This window comes from Aeromonas sp. 603607 (assembly GCF_049171595.1).
Classification (GTDB): domain Bacteria; phylum Pseudomonadota; class Gammaproteobacteria; order Enterobacterales; family Aeromonadaceae; genus Aeromonas; species Aeromonas veronii.
The window spans coordinates 30,452-50,881 of the sequence record NZ_JAAKOV010000025.1 but is presented as its reverse complement, the minus strand read 5'-3'; the positions used below and the strand labels follow the sequence as shown (position 1 = coordinate 50,881).

19 protein-coding genes are annotated in these 20,430 nt (G+C 61.2%); 13 read left to right on the top strand and 6 right to left on the bottom strand.

Annotation, left to right across the window (positions count from 1 at the left end):
* Positions 1-14 precede the first annotated feature (14 nt).
* The 11 genes from G5315_RS19420 (at position 15) to G5315_RS19370 (ending at position 14,152) form a co-directional block, all read left to right on the top strand.
* Positions 15-833, top strand: coding sequence for a potassium channel family protein (locus G5315_RS19420; protein ID WP_304520555.1), 819 nt, complete (start codon positions 15-17; stop codon positions 831-833).
* 146 nt (positions 834-979) lie between these two features.
* Entirely contained in the window at positions 980-1,585 is a 606-nt protein-coding gene (locus G5315_RS19415) for a TIGR04211 family SH3 domain-containing protein (protein ID WP_266135365.1), read from the top strand.
* A 329-nt stretch (positions 1,586-1,914) separates the two neighbouring features.
* Positions 1,915-5,079 (top strand): bifunctional proline dehydrogenase/L-glutamate gamma-semialdehyde dehydrogenase PutA, encoded by a 3,165-nt coding sequence (gene putA, locus G5315_RS19410; RefSeq protein WP_421333776.1) that lies wholly within the window; start codon positions 1,915-1,917, stop codon positions 5,077-5,079.
* A gap of 221 nt (positions 5,080-5,300) precedes the next feature.
* Positions 5,301-6,080, top strand: coding sequence for an NAD(+) diphosphatase (gene nudC / locus G5315_RS19405; protein WP_421333774.1), 780 nt, complete (start codon positions 5,301-5,303; stop codon positions 6,078-6,080).
* 180 nt (positions 6,081-6,260) lie between these two features.
* Positions 6,261-7,328 (top strand): uroporphyrinogen decarboxylase, encoded by a 1,068-nt coding sequence (gene hemE / locus G5315_RS19400; RefSeq protein ID WP_421333773.1) that lies wholly within the window; start codon positions 6,261-6,263, stop codon positions 7,326-7,328.
* 112 nt (positions 7,329-7,440) lie between these two features.
* Positions 7,441-8,370, top strand: a complete 930-nt coding sequence (locus G5315_RS19395; protein WP_421333771.1) for an ROK family protein — start codon at positions 7,441-7,443, stop codon at positions 8,368-8,370.
* A 60-nt stretch (positions 8,371-8,430) separates the two neighbouring features.
* Positions 8,431-9,441, top strand: coding sequence for an erythrose-4-phosphate dehydrogenase (gene epd, locus G5315_RS19390; protein WP_005335438.1), 1,011 nt, complete (start codon positions 8,431-8,433; stop codon positions 9,439-9,441).
* A gap of 61 nt (positions 9,442-9,502) precedes the next feature.
* Complete coding sequence (locus tag G5315_RS19385) at positions 9,503-10,666, top strand: phosphoglycerate kinase (RefSeq protein ID WP_005340965.1); 1,164 nt, start codon at positions 9,503-9,505, stop codon at positions 10,664-10,666.
* A 115-nt stretch (positions 10,667-10,781) separates the two neighbouring features.
* Positions 10,782-11,861, top strand: coding sequence for a class II fructose-bisphosphate aldolase (fbaA, locus tag G5315_RS19380; protein WP_005340963.1), 1,080 nt, complete (start codon positions 10,782-10,784; stop codon positions 11,859-11,861).
* A 159-nt stretch (positions 11,862-12,020) separates the two neighbouring features.
* Complete coding sequence (locus tag G5315_RS19375) at positions 12,021-13,325, top strand: NAD(P)/FAD-dependent oxidoreductase (RefSeq protein WP_421333769.1); 1,305 nt, start codon at positions 12,021-12,023, stop codon at positions 13,323-13,325.
* A gap of 236 nt (positions 13,326-13,561) precedes the next feature.
* Positions 13,562-14,152, top strand: a complete 591-nt coding sequence (locus tag G5315_RS19370) for a hypothetical protein (protein ID WP_421333767.1) — start codon at positions 13,562-13,564, stop codon at positions 14,150-14,152.
* A 54-nt stretch (positions 14,153-14,206) separates the two neighbouring features.
* On the opposite strand, the gene G5315_RS19365 is transcribed toward G5315_RS19370, so the two are convergent.
* From G5315_RS19365 to cutA, 4 genes are all read right to left on the bottom strand, one after another.
* Positions 14,207-14,620 carry a hypothetical protein gene (locus G5315_RS19365; RefSeq protein WP_042080037.1) on the bottom strand — a complete coding sequence of 138 codons (414 nt, stop codon included), beginning with the start codon at positions 14,618-14,620 and terminating at the stop codon, positions 14,207-14,209.
* Positions 14,621-14,690: 70 nt separating this feature from the next.
* On the bottom strand, positions 14,691-15,182 hold the full coding sequence (locus tag G5315_RS19360) for a GNAT family N-acetyltransferase (RefSeq protein ID WP_139477557.1): 492 nt from the start codon (positions 15,180-15,182) through the stop codon (positions 14,691-14,693).
* Complete coding sequence (locus G5315_RS19355) at positions 15,172-16,971, bottom strand: protein-disulfide reductase DsbD (RefSeq protein ID WP_421255830.1); 1,800 nt, start codon at positions 16,969-16,971, stop codon at positions 15,172-15,174. The genes G5315_RS19360 and G5315_RS19355 overlap by 11 nt, the downstream gene beginning before the upstream one ends.
* A complete protein-coding gene (gene cutA, locus G5315_RS19350) occupies positions 16,968-17,285 on the bottom strand; it encodes a divalent-cation tolerance protein CutA (protein WP_193861441.1) in 318 nt (105 codons plus the stop codon). The genes G5315_RS19355 and cutA overlap by 4 nt, the downstream gene beginning before the upstream one ends.
* A 244-nt stretch (positions 17,286-17,529) precedes the next feature.
* Between cutA and G5315_RS19345 the strand changes: the two genes are divergently transcribed.
* Positions 17,530-17,886 (top strand): hypothetical protein, encoded by a 357-nt coding sequence (locus G5315_RS19345; protein ID WP_005362699.1) that lies wholly within the window; start codon positions 17,530-17,532, stop codon positions 17,884-17,886.
* A gap of 162 nt (positions 17,887-18,048) precedes the next feature.
* Here the strand turns inward: G5315_RS19345 and G5315_RS19340 are convergent, their stop codons facing one another.
* Complete coding sequence (locus G5315_RS19340) at positions 18,049-18,495, bottom strand: PACE efflux transporter (protein WP_216961077.1); 447 nt, start codon at positions 18,493-18,495, stop codon at positions 18,049-18,051.
* A gap of 125 nt (positions 18,496-18,620) precedes the next feature.
* On the opposite strand from G5315_RS19340, the gene G5315_RS19335 reads away from it, so the two are divergent.
* Complete coding sequence (locus G5315_RS19335) at positions 18,621-19,502, top strand: LysR family transcriptional regulator (protein ID WP_421333764.1); 882 nt, start codon at positions 18,621-18,623, stop codon at positions 19,500-19,502.
* A gap of 6 nt (positions 19,503-19,508) precedes the next feature.
* Here the strand turns inward: G5315_RS19335 and ygfZ are convergent, their stop codons facing one another.
* On the bottom strand, positions 19,509-20,417 hold the full coding sequence (ygfZ, locus tag G5315_RS19330; protein WP_421333763.1) for a tRNA-modifying protein YgfZ: 909 nt from the start codon (positions 20,415-20,417) through the stop codon (positions 19,509-19,511).
* Positions 20,418-20,430 lie beyond the last annotated feature (13 nt).

Sequence of the window (20,430 nt, the reverse complement as noted above, 5' to 3'; positions counted from 1 at the left end):
ATATCGCTTTTCCTTTGCCCTCAAGGCTATCGGCATTATCTTCTCTTTTATTAATTCGCACTGTGCTTAAAGTTGGAAAATGTATGCGACATCACTTAACTCATCTACGGGCGATGGATCTGCTGATGGCATTTCTGTCGATTGTCTCGGTTCTGCTGGTGACGGCCCGCTGGTGGGGCCACGAAACCCTGACTCCCCAGACCCTGCAGCTCTTCTATGACCTGGACAGTCTGATCTGCTACTTCTTCCTCGCGCATTTTGCTTATGGCTGGATCCGTGCTCCAGACCGCAAAGCCTACTTCAAGGCAAACTGGTTCTATCTGCCGGGTAGTCTGCCGATGGTGGAGCAGCTGCGTTGGGCCCGACTGCTCCAGTTGTGGCGGGTCTATCAACTGTTCAAGGAGCACCCGGATCTCTGGGCCATGTTCCGTCGCGAGCGCAACGAGACCACCCTCTCCGGCATCCTCTTCCTCTTCGTCCTGCTGCTGGGATTGGGCTCCGGCGTCATGTACTGGATTGAGTCGGGCCAGCCCGGCAGCCAGATTGAGACCCCCTATGACGCCTTCTGGTGGACGCTGGTGACCCTGTCGACCGTGGGCTATGGCGATCTGGTACCCAAGACCGAGGAGGGGCGTTTTGTCGCCAGCCTGCTGATCCTGTTCGGGGTCGGTCTGTTTGGTGCCATAAGCGGTTTTATGGCCAGCATCTTTTTGCAGCCTGCCAAGGAGAGCGAGACCGACAAGTGGCGTCATCACTACAACAACCAGCAAGAGGAGTTGCTGCGAGAGATCCGCGCCCTGCGCAGCGAGGTGCGGGAGCTGAAAAACAAGTGAGGCCAAGGGCGGGCAAGTTGCGAGGTGACTCGCAACTCCGCGCTTTATATCCGGGGGGAGCTGCTTTTTCTTTGCTTGTCCTTTAGCCTGCTGGCGGCTTAACATTCAACCTCTTGTCCACACCAGAAAAAGAGAACCGATCGACCATGCGCGCCCTTCTCGGGATTTTGATCTGCTTGTGTGCCCAACAGGCACTGGCCGATACCCGTTATGTTTCAGACAACATCTTTACCTATATCCACAATGGCCCGGGTACCCAGTACCGGATCCTTGGCAGCGTCAAGGCTGGTGAACCGCTGGAGGTAAAGGCGGTGAACGGCGAGGCCGGTTTCACCCAGGTGGTGGACGGTCGTGGCCGCGAGGGGTGGATCAAGAACAGCGAACTGCAGAGCCAGATCAGCCTGCGCGAGCGTCTGCCCCAGGTGGAAAAAGAACGCGATGAGCTTAAAGATCGCCTGCAGAACCTCAACGGTGACAACGAGAAACGCTTCACCGAGAAGGATGGCCAGATCGCTGCCCAGAGCAAGGAGATCGCCGCCCTCAAGGCCCAGCTGGTCAGTCAGGGTGAGGAGATGAGCAATCTCAAAGAGCAGAATGATGCCCTGACCCAGAGCTACGACAACCAGGAGCACGACATGCAGATGGACTGGTTTATCCGTGGTGGTGCCATGGTGGGGGCCGGTATCCTGCTTGGCATCCTGTTGCCCATGCTGCCCCGTCGTCGCAGCCGTGGCGATCGCTGGATGAACTGACAGCATCTGGCTGAATGAATTGTTGAGAAGGGTCGCCGTGGCGGCCCTTCTTTTTTGGGGCGCATTGGCGACATCCGGTATTGGGCGGAATGCGTGGCTGCTTTGCGATAGAGCGGCGGCAGATCGTATACAAAATGAAGTCAGATGACCCTCACGCTTGCTGGCGTATTGGCTTCAAAAGGGAATTCATAGGGGGAATGAGCGATCTTTGTTAAAGATTGGCAACAAATTCATTTCATATAGGGTGCAACATTGTATACATTATCGGCGTTTCGGCGGCGCGTCCGCCTTCGTCGATATCAGCCCTAGGGCGTACAGGAAGACCCCATATGTTCAAAGCTACCCAAGTGCTTGCCGCTGACTATGTTCCCTCCGATCTGGCCGCCCTGCGCGAAGCCATCACACAGAACTACGTGGTGGATGAAAATGCCTATCTGGCCGAGCTGTCGGCCATGCTGCCGGGGGACGGCGCCTCGCTGGAACGGGTGACCCAGCGTGCCCGCACCCTGGTGACCAAGGTGCGCAAGGAGAGCGGCTCCGGCGACGGCATCGACGCCTTCTTGCAGGAGTACAGCCTGGATACCCAGGAGGGGATCATCCTGATGTGCCTGGCGGAGGCGCTGCTGCGCATTCCCGATGCCGAGACTGCCGATGCCCTGATCAAGGACAAGCTCTCCGGCGCCAACTGGTCGTCCCATTTTCGCAAGAGCGATTCCACCCTGGTGAACGCCTCCACCTGGGGGCTGATGCTGACCGGCAAGATCATCAAGCTGGACAAGAAGCTGGACGGCAACCCGGCCAACCTGCTGGGCCGCATGGTCAACAAGCTGGGGGAGCCGGTGGTGCGCTCCGCCATGTACGCCGCCATGAAGATCATGGGCAAGCAGTTCGTGCTGGGGCGCGACATGAAGGAAGCCCTCAAGGCGAGCCGCAAGTCCCGCGAGAAGGGTTACACCCACACCTACGACATGCTGGGGGAGTCCGCCCTGACCCTGGCCGATGCCGACAAGTATTTCGGTGACTACCAGCGCGCCATCGAGGCGGTGGGCAACGAGCGCATCAGCGACGGCGGCCCGGCCCCTTCCATCTCCATCAAGCTGTCGGCGCTGCATCCGCGCTATGACGTAGCCAACCGCGAGCGGGTGCTCGGCGAGATGTGCGAGCGGCTGGTGGGGCTGGTGCGCCTCGCCCGCGACAAGGACGTGGCCATCAGCATCGACGCCGAAGAGATGGACCGCCTCGAGTTGTCGCTGGACTTGTTCGAGCAGCTCTATCGCTCCGAGGCGAACCGCGGCTGGGGCAAGCTCGGTATGGTGGTGCAGGCCTACTCCAAGCGCGCCCTGCCGGTGCTCTGCTGGCTGACCGGGCTGGCCCGCGAGCAGGGCGATCTCATTCCGGTTCGCTTGGTAAAAGGCGCCTACTGGGACAGCGAGCTCAAATATGCCCAGCAGGCAGGCCTGCCCGGCTACCCGCTGTTTACCCGCAAGGCGGGCACCGACATCTCCTACCTTGCCTGCGCCCGCTACCTGCTGAGCGAGCCGACCCGCGGCTTCATCTCGCCCCAGTTTGCCACCCACAACGCCAATACCGTGGTCAGCATTCTGGAGATGGCTGGCGATCGCCAGTTTGAATTCCAGCGTCTGCACGGCATGGGGGAGGAGCTGCACAACGCCGTACTGAACGAACATCCCGGCCTGCACTGTCGCATCTATGCGCCGGTGGGAGCCCACAAGGATCTGCTGCCCTATCTGGTGCGCCGCCTGCTGGAGAACGGGGCCAACACCTCCTTCGTCCACAAGCTGGTGGATCCCAATACCCCGGTCGACTCTTTGGCCGAGCACCCGCTGCGCACCCTCAAGCGCTATTCCAGCCTGGCAAACGATCGCATTCCGCAGCCGGTGAACCTGTTCAGCGACCGCAAGAACTCCAGCGGCGTCAACATGAACATCGTCTCCATCCAGCGCCCCTTCTTCGCCAAGCTGAAGGAGCTGGAGAGCAAGCAGTGGCTGGCAGGCCCCATCGTCGATGGCGAGACCCTCAAGCGCAACGAAGCCCGCGTGGTGCTGAGCCCGCAGGATGTGAGCCAGCTAGTGGGCAAGATCCACTGGGCTGACGAGCAGGCGGTGGAGCAGGCGCTGGCCTCGGCCCATGCCGCCTTCCCGCGCTGGCGCGAGACCCCGGTGAGCGAGCGTGCCGCCGCCCTTGAGAAACTGGCGGATCTGCTGGAAGCGAACCGCGAGCAGTTCATCTCCCTCTGTACCCGCGAGGCGGGCAAGCTGTTGCAGGACGGCATCGACGAGGTGCGCGAGGCGGTGGACTTCTGCCGCTACTACGCGGTGCAGGCTCGTAGCCTGATGGGGCAGGCGACCCTGCTGCCCGGTTACACCGGCGAGATGAACGAGCTGTTCCTGCAGGGGCGCGGCGTGTTCGTCTGCATCAGCCCGTGGAACTTCCCGCTGGCGATTTTCCTGGGACAAGTCGCCGCGGCGCTGGCTACCGGCAACACCGTCATCGCCAAGCCGGCCGAGCAGACCGGTCTCATCGCCCACCTGGCGGTGACCCTGGCCCATCAGGCCGGCATTCCGGGCGACGTGCTGCAACTGTTGCCGGGTGACGGTGCCACCGTCGGTGCCAAGCTGACGGCGGATGCCCGCATCGGCGGCGTCTGCTTCACCGGCTCCACCGAGACCGCCAAGCTCATCAACATGACCCTGGCCCAGCGCGATGGCGCCATCCTGCCGCTCATCGCCGAGACCGGCGGCCAGAACGCCATGATCGTCGACTCCACCGCCCTGCCGGAGCAGGTTGTGCGCGACGTGGTGAGCGCCGCCTTCCAGAGCGCCGGCCAGCGCTGCTCCGCCCTGCGGGTGCTCTACCTGCAGGAGGAGATTGCAGAGCGGGTGCTGGAGATCCTCACCGGCGCCATGCAGGAGCTGAAAGTGGGCAACCCGGCCGAGCACAACACCGACGTAGGCCCGGTGATCGATGCCGATGCCAAATCCGGTCTCGATGCCCACCTCGCCTACATGATCCCTCGTGCTCGCCTGATCGCGCAGGCGCCGATGCCGGCCGCGACCATGGAGGGACACTTCGTTCAGCCGACCGCACTGGAGATCGGCTCCATCCGCGAGCTGGTGAAGGAGCAGTTCGGTCCCATCCTGCACGTGGTGCGCTACGCCACCCGGGATCTGGACAAGGTGATCAGCGACATCAACGGCACCGGCTACGGCCTGACGCTGGGGATCCACAGCCGCAACGAATCCCACGCCGAGGAGCTGGCGAGCCGCATCAACGTCGGCAACGTCTACATCAACCGCAACCAGATCGGCGCCATGGTCGGGGTGCAGCCGTTCGGCGGCCAGGGGCTCTCCGGCACCGGCCCCAAGGCGGGTGGCCCCCACTATCTCGGGCGGTTTGTCACCGAGAAGACCCGCACCATCAACACCACTGCGGTGGGCGGCAACGCCTCCCTGCTGGCGATGGGTGATGCCTGATCCGCGTCGATAGAGGCCGGATACTGGATGCCGGATAACAGCGGGCCGCCTTCGGGCGGCCTCTTTATTTGCACCATCCGTTTTTTACGAATGGGACAATCGGCCACGGCGGGGTCGTCAGCGACCCGTGCTGGTCGTAAGATGGGAGCCATTCGCGCGGCGTTTGCCCCTTGCTCGGCCAGCCGTGGTCAGGGTTCTGTTTTAACGAGAGTGTTTATCTGATGTCATTAACCGAACAAGCCCGCTGGTTCGTGCTGGGGGGCGATCATCTGGTACTGCTCGATCAGCAGGGAGAGGTGCCACAGGGCAGTAAAGCGTGCCTGCCCGCAGCGCTGGCTGACGCCCATTTCGAGCGTTTCGACGAGTGGCAGGGGCTGCCCTGCTATCTGCTGGATCTGGGGGCTGAGGCCGACACGAGCGCCATGAGCCCGCTGCGCCAGCTGATGGTGGCGGGTGACGAAGAGGGCTTTCGTCTCGCCGGTCGCGCCTGGCAGCTCGCCACCTTCCGCCGCACCCACCGTTTCTGCGGCGAGTGCGGCGCCCCCATGACCCCGAAGGCGGGGGAGTGGGCGCAGGTGTGCCACCACGGCCATACGGCCTATCCGCGCATCTCCCCCTGCATTATCGTGGCGGTGCGCAAGGGGCCGGAGATCCTGCTGGCGGCCCATCGCCGTCACTATCAGGCGGACGATCCCATGTATACCGTGCTGGCCGGCTTTGTGGAGGCGGGAGAGAACCTTGAGCAGTGCGTGGCACGGGAGGTGTTCGAGGAGAGCGGCATCCGGGTGCGCAATGTGCGCTATGTGGCGAGCCAGCCCTGGCCCTTCCCCCACAGCCTGATGATGGGCTTTACCGCCGACTACGAGAGCGGCGAGATCAAGGTGCAAGATGACGAACTGGTGGCCGCCGCTTTCTTTGCCGCCGACTGGCTGCCGCGCTTGCCGCCCCACGGCACCATTGCCAGGCGGCTGATCGAGTTGTCACTGGCTGGCGAGGGGTAACGGCGCTTATCTTTTCGCCAACCTTTTTGCACTTCTTTTTAAAAACGGGGCGCTCTGGTTTGCGCCCCTTCACATCTTTGCAACCGATCACCCATTTGCCACGTTTTGGGCAGTCCGATCCGGTGGGCAAAGTGGTATTATGGCCGCCATTTTATGCGTGATACGAACTCGGGAACTGGGATGAAAGAGCTGAAGAACGATCGATACCTGCGCGCTTTGCTGCGTCAGGATGTAGACATGACGCCGGTATGGATGATGCGCCAGGCTGGCCGTTATCTGCCGGAATACAAGGCGACTCGCGCCAAGGCGGGGGATTTCATGTCCCTGTGCCGCAACGCCGAGCTGGCCTGTGAAGTCACCCTGCAGCCGCTGCGCCGCTACCCGCTCGATGCCGCCATCCTCTTCTCCGACATCCTCACCGTGCCCGATGCCATGGGGCTGGGGCTCTACTTCGAGCAGGGGGAAGGCCCGCGCTTCGAGCGTCCGATCACCACCATGGTCGACGTGCAGGCGCTGCCCATTCCGGATCCGGAAGATGAGCTGGGCTACGTGATGAACGCGGTGCGCACCATCCGCCGTGAGCTCAAGGGCGAAGTGCCGCTCATCGGCTTCTCCGGCAGCCCCTGGACCCTGGCCACCTACATGGTGGAGGGGGGCAGCTCCAAGGCATTTACCAAGATCAAGCAGATGATGTACGCAGAGCCGCAAACCCTGCACCTGCTGCTCGACAAGCTGGCCGACAGCGTGATTGCTTACCTCAACGCCCAGATCAAGGCGGGTGCGCAGGCGGTCATGGTGTTCGACACCTGGGGCGGCGTGCTCACCCCGCGCGATTACCGCGACTTCTCCCTGCAGTACATGCACAAGATTGTCGATGGCCTGATCCGCGAGCACGACGGTCGCCGCGTGCCGGTCACCCTGTTCACCAAGAACGGCGGTCAGTGGTTGGAGCAGATCGCCGCCACCGGTTGCGATGCGCTGGGTCTGGACTGGACCACCGACATCGCCGACGCCAAGCGTCGGGTCGGCGACAAGGTGGCGCTGCAGGGCAACATGGATCCCTCCATGCTCTACGCCACGCCGGCTCGCATCTGTGAAGAGGTGGCCTCCATTCTGGCCGGTTTCGGCCACGGCAATGGTCACGTATTCAACCTCGGCCACGGCATCCATCAGGATGTGAACCCGGAACACGCTGGCGTGTTCGTCAACGCGGTACACGAGCTCTCTGCCCAGTACCACGGCCGCTAAGGCCGGGGCGAGAGAAGAAGAGTTTGTTTGATATCCGGGGCCGCAAGGCCCCGTTTTACATTAAAAAATGGCGCTGCGACGACGAGCGCGTGGCGTCAGTGCAGGAGGCAAGATGAGCAGCAAGTCACTGGATTGGGGTATCGATCTTGGCGGTACCAAGTGTGAATGCGTGGTGCTGGATGGCGACGAGGTGCTGCTGCGCCACCGCATCCCCACCGAACGGGCGGGCGGTTATGAGCATATGATCGGCCAGATCGCCAAGCTGGTAGCTGAGTGCGCCGAGAAGATTGGCCAGCGCCCGATCGTCATCGGCATGGGCACGCCGGGGGCGCGGGATCCGCAGACCGGTCTGATGAAGAACTGCAACACCACCGAGCTCAATGGCAAGCCGTTCAAGGAAGATCTGGAGCGCCGGCTCGGCGTGCCGGTACTGATTGCCAACGACGCCAACTGCTTCGCGCTGGCAGAAACCCATCTGGGGGCGGTGCGCCAGCACCATCCCAATGCGAAAGTGGTGTTCGGCATCATCATGGGCACCGGGGTCGGCTCCGGCATCGTCATCAACGGCCAGATCCTCAACGGCCATCACGGCATCGCCGGTGAGTGGGGCCATAACGTGCTTTCCCCTGATGGCCCCGAGTGCTACTGCGGCAAGCGTGGCTGCGTCGAGACCCTGATCAGCGGTCCAGCGCTGGAGGCTTGGTACGAAGCCAAGGCCAAGCGCCACCTCTCGCTTGCCCAAATCGCGGCTGCCACCGCCCACGATCACATCGCCAAGCTCACCATCGACCGGCTGCACCTGCTGTTTGGTCAGGCGCTGGCCAATGTGGTCAACATTCTCGACCCGGATGTGATCGTCATCGGTGGTGGAGTGGGCAATGTGCAGAGCCTTTACAGCGCCGGACGACAGACAATTTTGCCCTTCCTCTTTAATCCCCGCTTCGCAACCCCCATTATTGCTCCTGCCCTTGGTGACAGTGCCGGGGTATTCGGGGCCGCACTGCTGGCCCGCGGTGAATTCAAGGAGGCCCTGCTGTCGTAGCCGGGGCTCCCGGGCGGCCGGTGCGCCGCCCTGTTGCTGGTTCAAGGAAACGGATTCTCGATGATCAAGATTGCCATCAATGGTTACGGGCGGATCGGTCGCAACGTGTTGCGAGCCCTCTATGAAAGCGGGCGCGACAAGACCATCAAGATCGTCGCCATCAACGAGCTGGCGGCCCCCGAGGCCATGGTGCACCTGACCCGTTACGATACCAGTCACGGTCGCTTCCACCATCCGGTGCAACTGGCGGGTAACAGCATGCTGGTGGGGGAGGATCTCATCTCTCTGTTTGCCGAGCGGGATCCGTCAAAGCTGCCGTGGCGGGCGCTGGGGGTGGATGTGGTGCTCGATTGCACCGGGGTATTCGGCTCGCGGGCCGATGCCGAGCTGCATCTGGCGGCGGGGGCGGGCAAGGTGCTTTTCTCCCACCCGGCGGATGCGGATGTGGATGCCACCGTGGTCTACGGGGTCAACCATCATACCCTCACCGGAGCGGAGCGGATCGTCTCCAACGCCTCCTGTACCACCAACTGCGTGGTGCCGGTGATTGAAACATTGCATCGAGAATTTGAGATAAATTGTGGTACTATTACGACAATTCATTCGGCCATGCATGATCAGCAAGTCATCGATGCCTACCACAGTGACTTGCGCCGAACCCGCGCTGCCAGTCAGTCCATCATTCCGGTGGACACCAAGCTGGCAAAGGGGCTGGAGCGTATCCTGCCCCACTTCGCCGGCAAGTTCGAGGCGATCGCGGTGCGGGTGCCGACCATCAATGTAACAGCGATGGATCTCAGTATTACTGTTCGTAAAAAAGTGACAGTTACTGACGTAAATCAAGCCCTGCAACGGGCATCCAGAGGTACATTACACGGTATTCTGGATTACACGGAAGAACCGCTGGTCTCCGTAGACTTCAATCATGATGCACACTCCTGCATCATTGATGGTACCCAGACCCGGGTGAGCGATGCCAACCTCGTCAAGATGTTGATGTGGTGCGATAACGAATGGGGCTTCGCGAACCGGATGCTGGATACCACCCGGGCCATGATGGCCGCAGGCTGAGCCTGCCCCGGGCGAAAGGTTACTGTTTTTAACATTACCTGGAAAATATAGAGGACTGAATATGTCTGTTATCAAGATGACTGACCTGGATCTGGCGGGTAAACGCGTTCTGATCCGTGCTGACCTGAACGTACCGGTAAAAGACGGCAAGGTCACCTCCGATGCACGTATCGTTGCGACTCTGCCGACCATCAAGCTGGCTCTGGAAAAGGGTGCCAAGCTGATGATCACCTCCCACCTGGGTCGTCCGACCGAGGGTGAATACAACGAAGAATTCTCCCTGGCTCCGGTTGTCAACTATCTGAAAGACGCTCTGTCCTGCCCGGTTCGCCTGGCCAAGGATTACCTGGATGGCGTAGAAGTCGCTGCCGGTGAGCTGGTTGTACTGGAAAACTGCCGTTTCAACAAAGGCGAGAAGAAGAACACCGAAGAGCTGGCCAAAAAATACGCCGCCCTGTGTGACGTCTTTGTAATGGACGCGTTCGGTACTGCTCACCGCGCCGAAGGCTCCACTTACGGTGTGGCTCAGTTCGCTCCGGTCGCCTGTGCCGGTCCGCTGCTGGCGGGTGAACTGGAAGCGCTGGGCAAAGCCATGCTGAAGCCCGAGCGCCCGATGGTTGCCATCGTTGGCGGCTCCAAGGTCTCCACCAAGCTGACCGTTCTGGAATCCCTCTCCAAAATCGCTGACCAGCTGGTTGTCGGTGGTGGCATCGCCAACACCTTCATCGCTGCTGCCGGTCACAACGTCGGCAAGTCCCTGTGCGAGCACGATCTGATCGACACCGCCAAGAAACTGGCTGCCGAGACCAACATTCCTGTGACCACCGACGTGGTTGTAGGTGCCGAGTTCTCCGAGTCCACTCCGGCCACCATCAAGTCTGTTAACGATGTGACCGACGGCGACATGATCTTCGACATCGGCCCGGATTCTGCCAAGGCTCTGGCTGACATCATCATGAACGCCAAGACCATCCTGTGGAACGGCCCGGTTGGTGTGTTCGAGTTCGACCAGTTCGCTGAAGGCACCAAGGTTATCGCTGAAGCCATCGCTGCTTCTCCGGCCTTCTCCATCGCTGGCGGTGGTGACACCCTGGCTGCCATCGACAAGTTCGGCATCGCTGACAAAGTCTCCTACATCTCCACTGGCGGCGGCGCCTTCCTGGAGTTCGTAGAAGGCAAGGTACTGCCGGCTGTTGCGATTCTGGAACAGCGCGCTAAAGCCTAATTGACCCGGAACGGGGGGCAAAAGCCTCCCGTTTCGTTTATCATGTGCCCGCTGTGCCGGTTCATGATGAACCCCCCATTTTTTATTAACGGCATACGAGACAGGACGATTAAACATGTCTAAGAAAATTTTCGACTTCGTAAAACCCGGCGTGATCACTGGTGATGACGTTCAGAAAGTGTTCGCCATCGCTAAAGAGAACGGCTTTGCTCTGCCGGCCGTAAACTGCGTTGGTACCGACTCCGTTAACGCCGTACTGGAAGCTGCCGCCAAGGTTAAAGCGCCGGTTATCGTTCAGTTCTCCAACGGTGGTGCCGTGTTCACCGCCGGTAAGGGTCTGAAGCTGGAAGGTCAGAAAGCTGCCATCCTGGGTGCCATCTCTGGTGCCAAGCACGTTCACGCTGTTGCCGAAGCTTACGGCGTGCCGGTAATCCTGCACACCGACCACGCTGCCAAGAAGCTGCTGCCGTGGATCGACGGTCTGCTGGAAGCGGGCGAGAAGCACTTTGCTGAAACCGGCAAGCCGCTGTTCTCCTCCCACATGCTGGATCTGTCCGAAGAGTCTCTGGAAGAGAACATCGACATCTGCTGCGAGTACCTGACCCGCATGGCCAAGATGAACATGACTCTGGAGCTGGAACTGGGTTGCACCGGTGGCGAAGAAGACGGCGTCGACAACAGCCACATGGATCAGTCCGCTCTGTACACCCAGCCGGAAGATGTTGCCTACGCTTACGAGCGTCTGTCCAAGATCAGCCCGCGTTTCACCATCGCAGCCTCCTTCGGCAACGTACACGGTGTATACAAGCCGGGTAACGTCAAACTGACCCCGTCCATTCTGGACGCTTCCCAGAAGTACGTTTCCGAGAAGTTCGGCGTTCCAGCCAAGTCTCTGGACTTCGTATTCCACGGTGGTTCAGGTTCCACTCTGGAAGAGATCCGCGAGTCCATCTCCTACGGCGTAGTGAAGATGAACATCGACACCGACACCCAGTGGGCAACTTGGGAAGGTCTGCTGAACTTCTACAAGAAGAACGAAGCTTACCTGCAAGGCCAGCTGGGCAACCCGGAAGGCGCCGACAAGCCGAACAAGAAGTACTACGATCCGCGCGTATGGCTGCGTGAAGGTCAGACTTCCATGATCGCTCGTCTGGAGAAAGCATTCTCCGACCTGAACGCCATCGACGTACTGTAATTCGTTACAGCACCTTGATTGCATGAAAAGGCGCCCTTCGGGGCGCCTTTTGCATTTCTGTGATCCGCACAGGTTGGTGAGTGGAGGAGGAACTGGGTATTATCGAAACAACTTTGCTTATTTTATTAAACAATTTGCAACCAAGGCAGGATGCTGAGTATGCAGGCAGGAAAGCACAACGGATATCAGGAGCACGTCGCCTCCTACTACGCGGCCACCCGTAACGACCCGCAACAGTGGCCCGAGCTGGAGGGGGAGCACAAGGCTGACGTCTGCATTATCGGCGGCGGTTTTACTGGCCTCAACACCGCCATCAATCTGGCTGATGCGGGCTACAAGGTGGTGCTGCTGGAGGCCAACCGCATCGGCTGGGGGGCGTCGGGGCGCAACGGCGGTCAGCTTATTCGCGGTATCGGCCACGATACCAGCCAGTTTGCCCGCTGGATTGGTGAGGATGGGGTGCGCGAACTCGACCTGATGGGGCTGGAGGCGGTGCAGCTGGTGCGCGAGCGGGTCGAACGCTTCAATATCGACTGCGATCTTACCTGGGGCTACTGCGACCTCGCGACCCGTCAGCGTCATCTGGCCGGCTTCGAAGAGGAGCTCGACCATCTGGCGAGTCTGGGGTATGAGCACGAGTTGAAGCTGGTGCCGCGTGAAGATATCCATAGCGTGGTGGGGTCGGATCGCTATATCGGCGGCCTCATCGACATGGGCTCCGGCCATCTCCATCCCCTCAATCTGGCGCTCGGCGAGGCACGTGCCGCCGCCAGCCTCGGGGTCTCCCTGTTTGAACACTCCAGAGTGACCCATATCGAGTACGGCAAGCAGGTGGAGGTGACCACCGCCCACGGCCGGGTCACTGCCGATTATCTGGTGATCGGCTGCAACGCCTATCTCAACGACCTCAATCCGGAGCTGGGGGGGCGGGTGCTGCCGGCCGGCTCCTATATCCTCGCCACCGAGGTGCTCGATCGCCGCTTGCGCCAGCGCCTGCTGCCGCAAAACATGGCGGTGTGCGATCAGAACGTGGCGCTCGACTACTACCGTCTCTCCGCCGATGGTCGTCTGCTGTTTGGCGGCGCCTGCAACTATTCGGGGCGAGACCCGAAGGATATCAAGGCCTTTATGTTGCCCAAGCTGCTGCGGGTATTCCCCGAGCTGGCTGGCACCGCCATCGAGTTTCAGTGGGGCGGGATGATCGGGATTGGCGCCAACCGGCTGCCGCAGATTGGCCGCTTGAAGGCTCACCCCAACGTGCTCTATGCCCAGGCCTACTCGGGGCATGGCCTCAACGCCACCCATATGGCGGGCAAGCTGGTAGCCGAGGCGATCCGCGGCGAGAGCCGGGGTTTCGATCTCTTTGCCAGCGTGCCTCACATCACTTTCCCGGGTGGCCCGGCGCTGCGCTCTCCGCTGCTGGCACTGGGAATGTTGTGGCACCGGATGAAGGATATCTTCTGACTCCGATTGTCAGCCTGTGCAGTGATGGCTGAACTAAGCCCCCTTGCCAGCCCTTGTTTATAGCGGGTTAGCACTATCGTTCCGCCCGATAGACCAAAAGATGCATTCGCGCCAATCTCGTCCGGTTGGCGCTATCTTTTAGGTGTGAGAGCGGTTATCTGCCAAGGGGCAAGGGGTTGTCAGATTGCCGGAATATTTGCCGAGAAAGGGCCGAGGACGGGGAGAGGAGGGCCAAGATGGAGATAAATGTGGTCGCGTCAGGCGGGCTCAGCCCGCTGGCGCAACGGCAGGGTTCTCCCGCCGTGCAGGCACTGGAGCGGGCTGTGACCTCACCATCAACGGGCAGTGACAGCCGTATGGTGCGCGACCTTGGCGCTGTGCTGGACGAATTGGGGCTGTCACCGCAAGGGGAGAGCCGCGGCGGGGGCACTGTTTCAATCAGGGATTCGCTGGAAGCGTTCATCAACACCATGATGGGCTCCCTGCAACAGCAGCAGGAGCAACAGTTGGCATTGCAGCAACAACAGCGGCAAGAGCAGGAACAGCGTAAACTCGCCATCGCCGACAGCAGCGAAAACCCGCTCAAGCGGGATCTGGAGCGCCTGCTGGAGATGCTGGATCAGCAGGGCGGACAGGAAAAAGAGAGCGAGCAAGGGGCCGAAAGCGAAGCGGTGAACCCCTTGCAGAGCCAGCTGACCAAGCTGCTGGAGAGCAGTGGTGCGGCAGAGAGCGGGGTCACCCTCAAGGAGGTGCTGTCAGGGTTGGCCAGCAAGTTGCCGAGCGACCCCGACGAGCGAAAAGGGTATCGGGTCGATACCCAAGTCTGAGGTGGTTGGCAACGGCAGTCCAGTCGTTGCAGTGCGTAAGGGGCGGGCAGCCCTTTATTGGGCCGGTTCCGCCAGCCGCCACCCCTGTTCGTCCTTCATCATCCACACCTCTGCCTCTTGCGGCAGCACCTGGCCGGCCTCGAACTCGCCATATTTGCGCTCGAGTTCCATCAGCCCCATCTCCTGCTGGAAGGGGCCAACCCGGTCGTAGACCAGGTCCTCGTCGTGCAACACCTGCAACTGATCGAGCCCCTGCTTGAAGTGGAGCTGGTAACTCACCTTGACCAGATAGACCCCCTCCATCCGCTCCTCCTTGCCGAGGATGGTGAAGTCGCTGATATCGAACAGGTTGGCGTCTGTCTCGGCCAGTAGCTTGGCGGTGACCTGCTGGCGGATATCCTCTTCACCGGGCCCTGCACTGCAGCCATAAAGCCAGAGGGCTAGCAGGGGGATGAACCACTTTTTCATCAAAACTCCGGACAAGTGCAAAACGAGAGGGGCGATTGTGCCACGCGAATGCGCGGCGGCAAACCTCGGCTCACGGTTCCAGTGAACGTTCCAGCACGATGGCCTCGGCCCGATAATCAGCAAGCTCGCGGCGATAGCACTCGGTGAAGCCTCTGCGCAGCCAGAAGGATAGAGCACTCTCATTGCTGGCAATCACTGACAGGCGAAGCCGGGTAGCCCCCCATGAGCTTGCCAGCGTGCAGGCGTGAAGATAGAGCGACTGACCACGGCCACTCCCTTGCCAGGGTTCCCCCACCAGTAACAGACCCAGATAGGCGGTGTCTGGATTGGGGTAGCCGCGCAGCAGATCAATGACAGCGGTGAGCTCTCCCTGCTCCCAGCGGCCGATGAGATGTTTGTCGGAGAGAGGCAGGCCGGGTGGGCAGGCGACAAGTTCCTCTTCTCCTGCCTGTGCAGAGAGAGGGTCATTGCTCACCGCCGCCTGATAGGAGGGGGCCTGCTCGAACAGCCGCTGCAAGGCAGGTGCATCGCTTGTCTGCAGCCGACGCAACTCAGTGTGCATCACTTACCATCTCGAGATGTTTGGCAAAGGGGATAGGCCCCATAAAACCGGTGACCCGCTGCCCTGTCAGCTCCTTGCCCTCGCGGTCGAAGAAGATCAGGGTCGGCAGCCCCAGCACATTGAGACTGTTGAGCAGCTCCACATCGGCATCGTCGTTGGCGGTGACATCCGCCTGCAGCAGCACCATCTGGCCGAAGCGCACCCTCACCGCCGGGTCGCTGAAGGTCTTGTGCTCGAACTCCTTGCAGGCGACGCACCAGTCGGCGTAGAGGTCGAGCAGCACCGGCTTGCCGCGGGCGGCGGCCAGCTGCACCTTGAGATCATCCAGCGTCTTGACGCGGATAAACTGCGGCGCCGTTTGACTGGCATCCGCCGTGGCGGCAGCAGGACCGGCCGGTTGCAGCAGATCCTTGCCCACCACCACGGCGCTGATCATCGCCAGCAACAGCACGAAGCCGCGCACACTTCTGGCCACCGAGTGGGGCTGGTGCTGGTTGTGGTGATAGAGATAGCCGCACAGCAGCAGCCCCCAGCCGAGCCAAGCGAGAGTAGCAATCTGATCGCTCCAGAGCCGTGACAGCAGCAGGATCGGCACTGCCAGCAGGGCAAAGCCAAACAGCTGCTTGATCACATCCATCCAGGCGCCCGCTTTTGGCAGCAGCTTGCCACCCGAGGTGCCGAGCAGCAGCAGCGGCAGACCCATCCCCAGTGACAGCGCATAGAGCGCCGCCCCGCCGAGCCAGAGATCGCCGCTCTGGGCCACGTAGATCAGCGCCCCCGAGAGCGGCGCCGTGGTGCAGGGGGAGCAGACCAGCCCGGAGATCATCCCCATGATGGCGACCCCGACTACAGAGCCGCCCTGCTGGCGGTTGGAGAGACCGGAGAGCCGGGTTTGCAAACTGCTCGGCAGTTGCAGGGTGTAGAGGCCGAACATGGAGAGGGCCAGCAGCACGAACATCACCGAGAGGGCGATCAGCACATAGGGATGTTGCAGCGCCGCCTGGAATTTCAGCCCTGCCGAGGCCACTACCAGCCCCAGCAAGGTGTAGGTGACCGCCATCCCCTGCACATAGACAAAGGAGAGCAGGAAGGCGCGACTGGTGGAAAGGCGATGGCCGGCACCGGCGATGATGCCGGTCAGAATGGGATACATGGGGAAGACGCAGGGGGTGAAGGCGAGCCCCAGCCCCAGCGCGAAGAAGGCGACGATGCTGAGCCAGAATCCCTGATGGCCGAGGGCGGAGGCCAGCTGATCCTGCTGGCTAACCGGTGCGACGCTTTGTGCCGTTTCAGCAGCGGATGCGGTGGTTGCCGTGACCAGCGGAGCCACATCGATCAGTTTGTCGGTCGGTGGATAGCAGAGGCCGTCGGTACAGCCCTGATAGCGCACCCGCAGGGTGGCATTTTCCCCCACCTCCTTTAGCGGCACCGCGATGCTCACCTGCTGGTAGTAGACCCGGGTCTTGCCGAAGAAGTCATCCTCGTGCTCTGTGCCTTCCGGCAGGGTCGGCTCGCTGAAGGTGAGGTTGTTCCCCTTGAAGCGCAGGCTGTGGCGATAGAGGTAGTAATCGTCGGCGATATGGAGGGTCAGCAGCAGCTGATCGCCACGCTGTTCGCTCTCGATCTGAAAGGCCTCATCGACCTGCAAAAATTTGGGTTTGGCATTGGCCTCAATGCCCAGCGAGCTGAGCAGATCGGCGCCGCTGGCGTGGGCAGGGGCGCTGCCCGCCGCTGTCGTCAACAGGGCACAGAGCAGCAACAGGGGAGAGAGCAAGCGGTTGAACGTCATGCGGTCTCCCCATTGAGCCAGTCGAGATAGGCGGGTAGTCCGGCACTTACCGGCAGGGCCAGCAGCTCGGGCACCTCATAGGGGTGATGGGCTTGAATACATGCCTGCAACTCGGCAAAGAGTGGCTGGCGGGATTTGATGATGAGCTGGATCTCGGTGGCGCGCTCCACCTTGCCTTGCCAACGATAGACGGAGGTGACGCCCGGCAGTTGATTGATGCAGGCGGCCAGTCGCTGGTTCAGCAGCTGTTCGCAGAGAAGGTCGGCACTGGTTTGATCTGGGCAGGTGCAGAGCACCACAATGGCGTCGGTCATAAAGCGGATCTTCACCTCGTTGGGGTAAACCGGGCAGGCGCCCTTGCCGTCTCATCCCTGTTTGCGGATGAGGGTGAAAAAAGCGCCTGAAAATCAGCGGCTACTATACCCCAGAGCCACTTCAAATAGCATCTGTAGCCATTTGTGAGCCAGCGCCAAAAATTTGTGGGGGGCATGAGATAGACGCTGTCATGGGGACAGGGCAGAATGAGCGGGCTTGTTCCCAATTGACGTAAGGAAATGTATGACCCAACAGAATGAGCAGCAGAGAAACCGCATGTTGAGCCTGCTGCGCGAAGGTGAGCGCCGCATGTTGGTTCAATTGGCCGGGCTGCTGCGCACGACCGCCGATGAAATCAATGCCGAGCTGGAGAAAGAGGAGCTGATGGCCACCCTGGAGCAGCCCATCACGGTGGAGTATCTCAACGGCGTGGTGCAGCACCATCTGTTCGAGCGCAAACACAAGGGAGATATGGCGGTTGCCCAGCAGATCCTGAGCGATTATCAGAGCGAGCTAGAAGCGCTGCAGGCCGCTCAGGCACAGCCTGAAGAGGCTGCCGCTGCCGACGAGAGCGGCGAAGAGCTCAAAGCCCAGGCTTGAGCGACGGGCAGGCCTGAATCCTTACCTCTGAATCAGCCGGCCTGCCAGCGCTGATCCCTGTTGCGGCCCCATCATGTCTGCCATGGTGGGGCCGTGTCGTTTCTTCTGTTGCCTTCCCTCGTTGACCTTCACTTCTCGGTTTCAATCCAACTGATTCGTGCCTTAGCGCGCCTCTTGTGGCATGCCGTGCGGCACTTCGCCGGGGATGGGGAACACCTTGTCATAACCCCAGTTGTAGACGAAGGCATAGATCAGATAGAAGACGACGAAGCCCAGATCCAGCACCAGCGCCTCCAGCAGGCTGACGCTCAGCCACCAGGACATGACCGGCAGCGCGACGATCAGCAGACCGCCCTCAAAGCCGAAGGTATGCAGCACCCGTTGCCACAGGGTTTTGTGGGTATGGCCCTGATATTTGAGCAGCAGCTTGTCGACCCCGATGTTGTAGATGTAGTTCCAGACCGTGGCCAGCACCGAGAAGAACAGTGCCAGCGGGCCCATATGGTTGAGCCCGACCCCGGTAACCCAGCTGGCCAGCGGGGCGGCAATCAGCAGGCCAATGAATTCAAAGCCAATGGCATGGCGCAGGCGATCGTTACGGGTACGCATAAGTCACTCTCTCAATCAGATTTATTCACGGATTGCTGGTTAATCTATAGATCTTTAGCGATAGATTCATGTTGGTATCCATCGCTAAAATAGATGGATGAGAGAGCTTGCCGGAGGGCCATAAGATGACGCCATCACTGGAACAACTGAGGATCTTGCTGGCGGCCGCCGAAACCGGCTCGTTTTCCGCTGCCGCCCGCAAGCTGGGCAAGGCGCAGTCGGTAGTGAGCAGCGCTATCGCCAATCTGGAGATCGATCTGGCGCTCACCCTGTTTGACCGCAGCGGCCGCTATCCGCAGCTGACGGAGGCGGGGGCCCGCATGGTGCAGGAGGCGGGGATCCTGCTGGCGCAGAGTGAACGATTGCAATCTATTGCCGGGGAGCTGGCGGCCGGGGTGGAGACGCGGCTCACTCTGGCCATCGATGATGACTCCCACCTCCCCTGGCTCGGCACCCTGCTGGAGGAGTTCGCCACTCGTTACCCGACCGTGGAGCTGGAGCTGCTCTTCCCGCTGATGGAGGATGTGACCGAGATGCTGGTGACCGGCCGGGCCCAGCTCGGCATCAGTTATCAGAAGGTGCACCCCCAGAGAGAGATTGTCGCCCATTCGCTGGGGGAGGTGACCATGCCGCTGGTGGTGTCACCGGATCATCCGCTGGCCCGCAAGCAGCCGCTGCGGGAGGTCGATCTGCAGGGGGCACGCCAGCTGATGGTCACCGGCCGACGGGAAGGGAGCGAGCGCCAGCGTTTTCGCATCTCGGCTCAGGTGTGGTGGGTCGAGGGGGATCTCGGGGTGCTGGAGCTGGTCAAGCGGGGTCTTGGCTGGTCCGCGATTCCGGAATTTCTGCTGCATCAACCGCTGAAGCGGGGCGAAGTGGTGGTGCTGGAGCCCGATTTTATCGCCAGCCATGCGTTGGCGCTGGAGCTGCAGTGGCATCGCGCCCGCCCGCTGGGGCAGGCGGGGCGCTGGCTGAAGGAGGCCCTGCTGGCGCGGGGGCCTCGCTAGCCGACCTTACTCGGTCAGTTCGTAGGGGAGGGGTTGCAGGGTGAGCTGGGAGCTCTCCTCCTGCTTGAGGCGAAAACGGGCGTCAGCCTCGGTGTCTTTCGGCAGTACGGCGGTGAGCCACACCTGACCCTGATGTTGCCAAGCGTTGAGCACCATGCCGCTGCGACGCCAGTTGTCACCGAGCTGGATCTCCAGGGTATCGCCCGCATTGACCGGCTCACTGGCAGTGCCCGCCAGCAGGAACAGGGCGCGGTTGTTGGCGCCGCGATATTTGGCGCGAGCCACCGTCTCCTGCCCCATGTAGCAGCCCTTGTTGAAGCAGATGCCATCGAGCGCCTGCAGGTTGAGCATCTGCGGGATGAACTCCCCCTGATGCACCGCCTCCATGTGCGGCAGGCCGGCCTTGATCTCGAGCCCCCACCAGAGGGATTCGTCACCCGCCGGCAGCGCGTCGGCTTGCTCACTGCTTACCAGCAGCCAGCGATCCTGTTCGATCTTCACCGCCATGCCGTCAGCGATAAGGCCGCTCTGCTCCAGACCAAACTGCGCGGCGAGCCACGCATCTGTGCCCTTGCCTGCCAGACCGGTGGCGTGGCGTTCGTCGGCAGCAATCTCCACCTTGGAGAAGACGGCAAATTTTTTCAGCTCCGGCAGCTGGCGATCCAGCACCGAAGGGGTAGTCAGCAGCAGCAGGCTTTCTTCAAGGCAGAGCAGGCGAAAATCGCTCCACAGCTTGCCCTTGGGATCACAGTGACCACCCAGCGTGCTCTGCCCCGGTTGCAGGGCGTTGACGTCGCAGGTGACCTGACCTTGCAGATATTTGACGCGATCCTGACCACTCAGTCGGGTGATGGCTATCTTGGTCAGGGCGAAGCGGGTCGGCTCGGCAGGAAAAACAGGGGGTTGCAGGCTCACGATGGTATTCCAG

What these genes read in the sequence shown, in the direction of transcription:
- G5315_RS19415 (WP_266135365.1), top strand. Translation starts at nt 980, where the DNA reads ATGCGCGCCCTTCTCGGGATTTTGATCTGCTTGTGTGCCCAACAGGCA.
- putA (WP_421333776.1), top strand. Translation starts at nt 1,915, where the DNA reads ATGTTCAAAGCTACCCAAGTGCTTGCCGCTGACTATGTTCCCTCCGAT.
- nudC (WP_421333774.1), top strand. Translation starts at nt 5,301, where the DNA reads ATGTCATTAACCGAACAAGCCCGCTGGTTCGTGCTGGGGGGCGATCAT.
- hemE (WP_421333773.1), top strand. Translation starts at nt 6,261, where the DNA reads ATGAAAGAGCTGAAGAACGATCGATACCTGCGCGCTTTGCTGCGTCAG.
- G5315_RS19395 (WP_421333771.1), top strand. Translation starts at nt 7,441, where the DNA reads ATGAGCAGCAAGTCACTGGATTGGGGTATCGATCTTGGCGGTACCAAG.
- epd (WP_005335438.1), top strand. Translation starts at nt 8,431, where the DNA reads ATGATCAAGATTGCCATCAATGGTTACGGGCGGATCGGTCGCAACGTG.
- G5315_RS19385 (WP_005340965.1), top strand. Translation starts at nt 9,503, where the DNA reads ATGTCTGTTATCAAGATGACTGACCTGGATCTGGCGGGTAAACGCGTT.
- fbaA (WP_005340963.1), top strand. Translation starts at nt 10,782, where the DNA reads ATGTCTAAGAAAATTTTCGACTTCGTAAAACCCGGCGTGATCACTGGT.
- G5315_RS19375 (WP_421333769.1), top strand. Translation starts at nt 12,021, where the DNA reads ATGCAGGCAGGAAAGCACAACGGATATCAGGAGCACGTCGCCTCCTAC.
- G5315_RS19370 (WP_421333767.1), top strand. Translation starts at nt 13,562, where the DNA reads ATGGAGATAAATGTGGTCGCGTCAGGCGGGCTCAGCCCGCTGGCGCAA.
- G5315_RS19365 (WP_042080037.1), bottom strand. Translation starts at nt 14,620, where the DNA reads ATGAAAAAGTGGTTCATCCCCCTGCTAGCCCTCTGGCTTTATGGCTGC.
- G5315_RS19360 (WP_139477557.1), bottom strand. Translation starts at nt 15,182, where the DNA reads ATGCACACTGAGTTGCGTCGGCTGCAGACAAGCGATGCACCTGCCTTG.
- G5315_RS19355 (WP_421255830.1), bottom strand. Translation starts at nt 16,971, where the DNA reads ATGACGTTCAACCGCTTGCTCTCTCCCCTGTTGCTGCTCTGTGCCCTG.
- cutA (WP_193861441.1), bottom strand. Translation starts at nt 17,285, where the DNA reads ATGACCGACGCCATTGTGGTGCTCTGCACCTGCCCAGATCAAACCAGT.
- G5315_RS19345 (WP_005362699.1), top strand. Translation starts at nt 17,530, where the DNA reads ATGACCCAACAGAATGAGCAGCAGAGAAACCGCATGTTGAGCCTGCTG.
- G5315_RS19340 (WP_216961077.1), bottom strand. Translation starts at nt 18,495, where the DNA reads ATGCGTACCCGTAACGATCGCCTGCGCCATGCCATTGGCTTTGAATTC.
- G5315_RS19335 (WP_421333764.1), top strand. Translation starts at nt 18,621, where the DNA reads ATGACGCCATCACTGGAACAACTGAGGATCTTGCTGGCGGCCGCCGAA.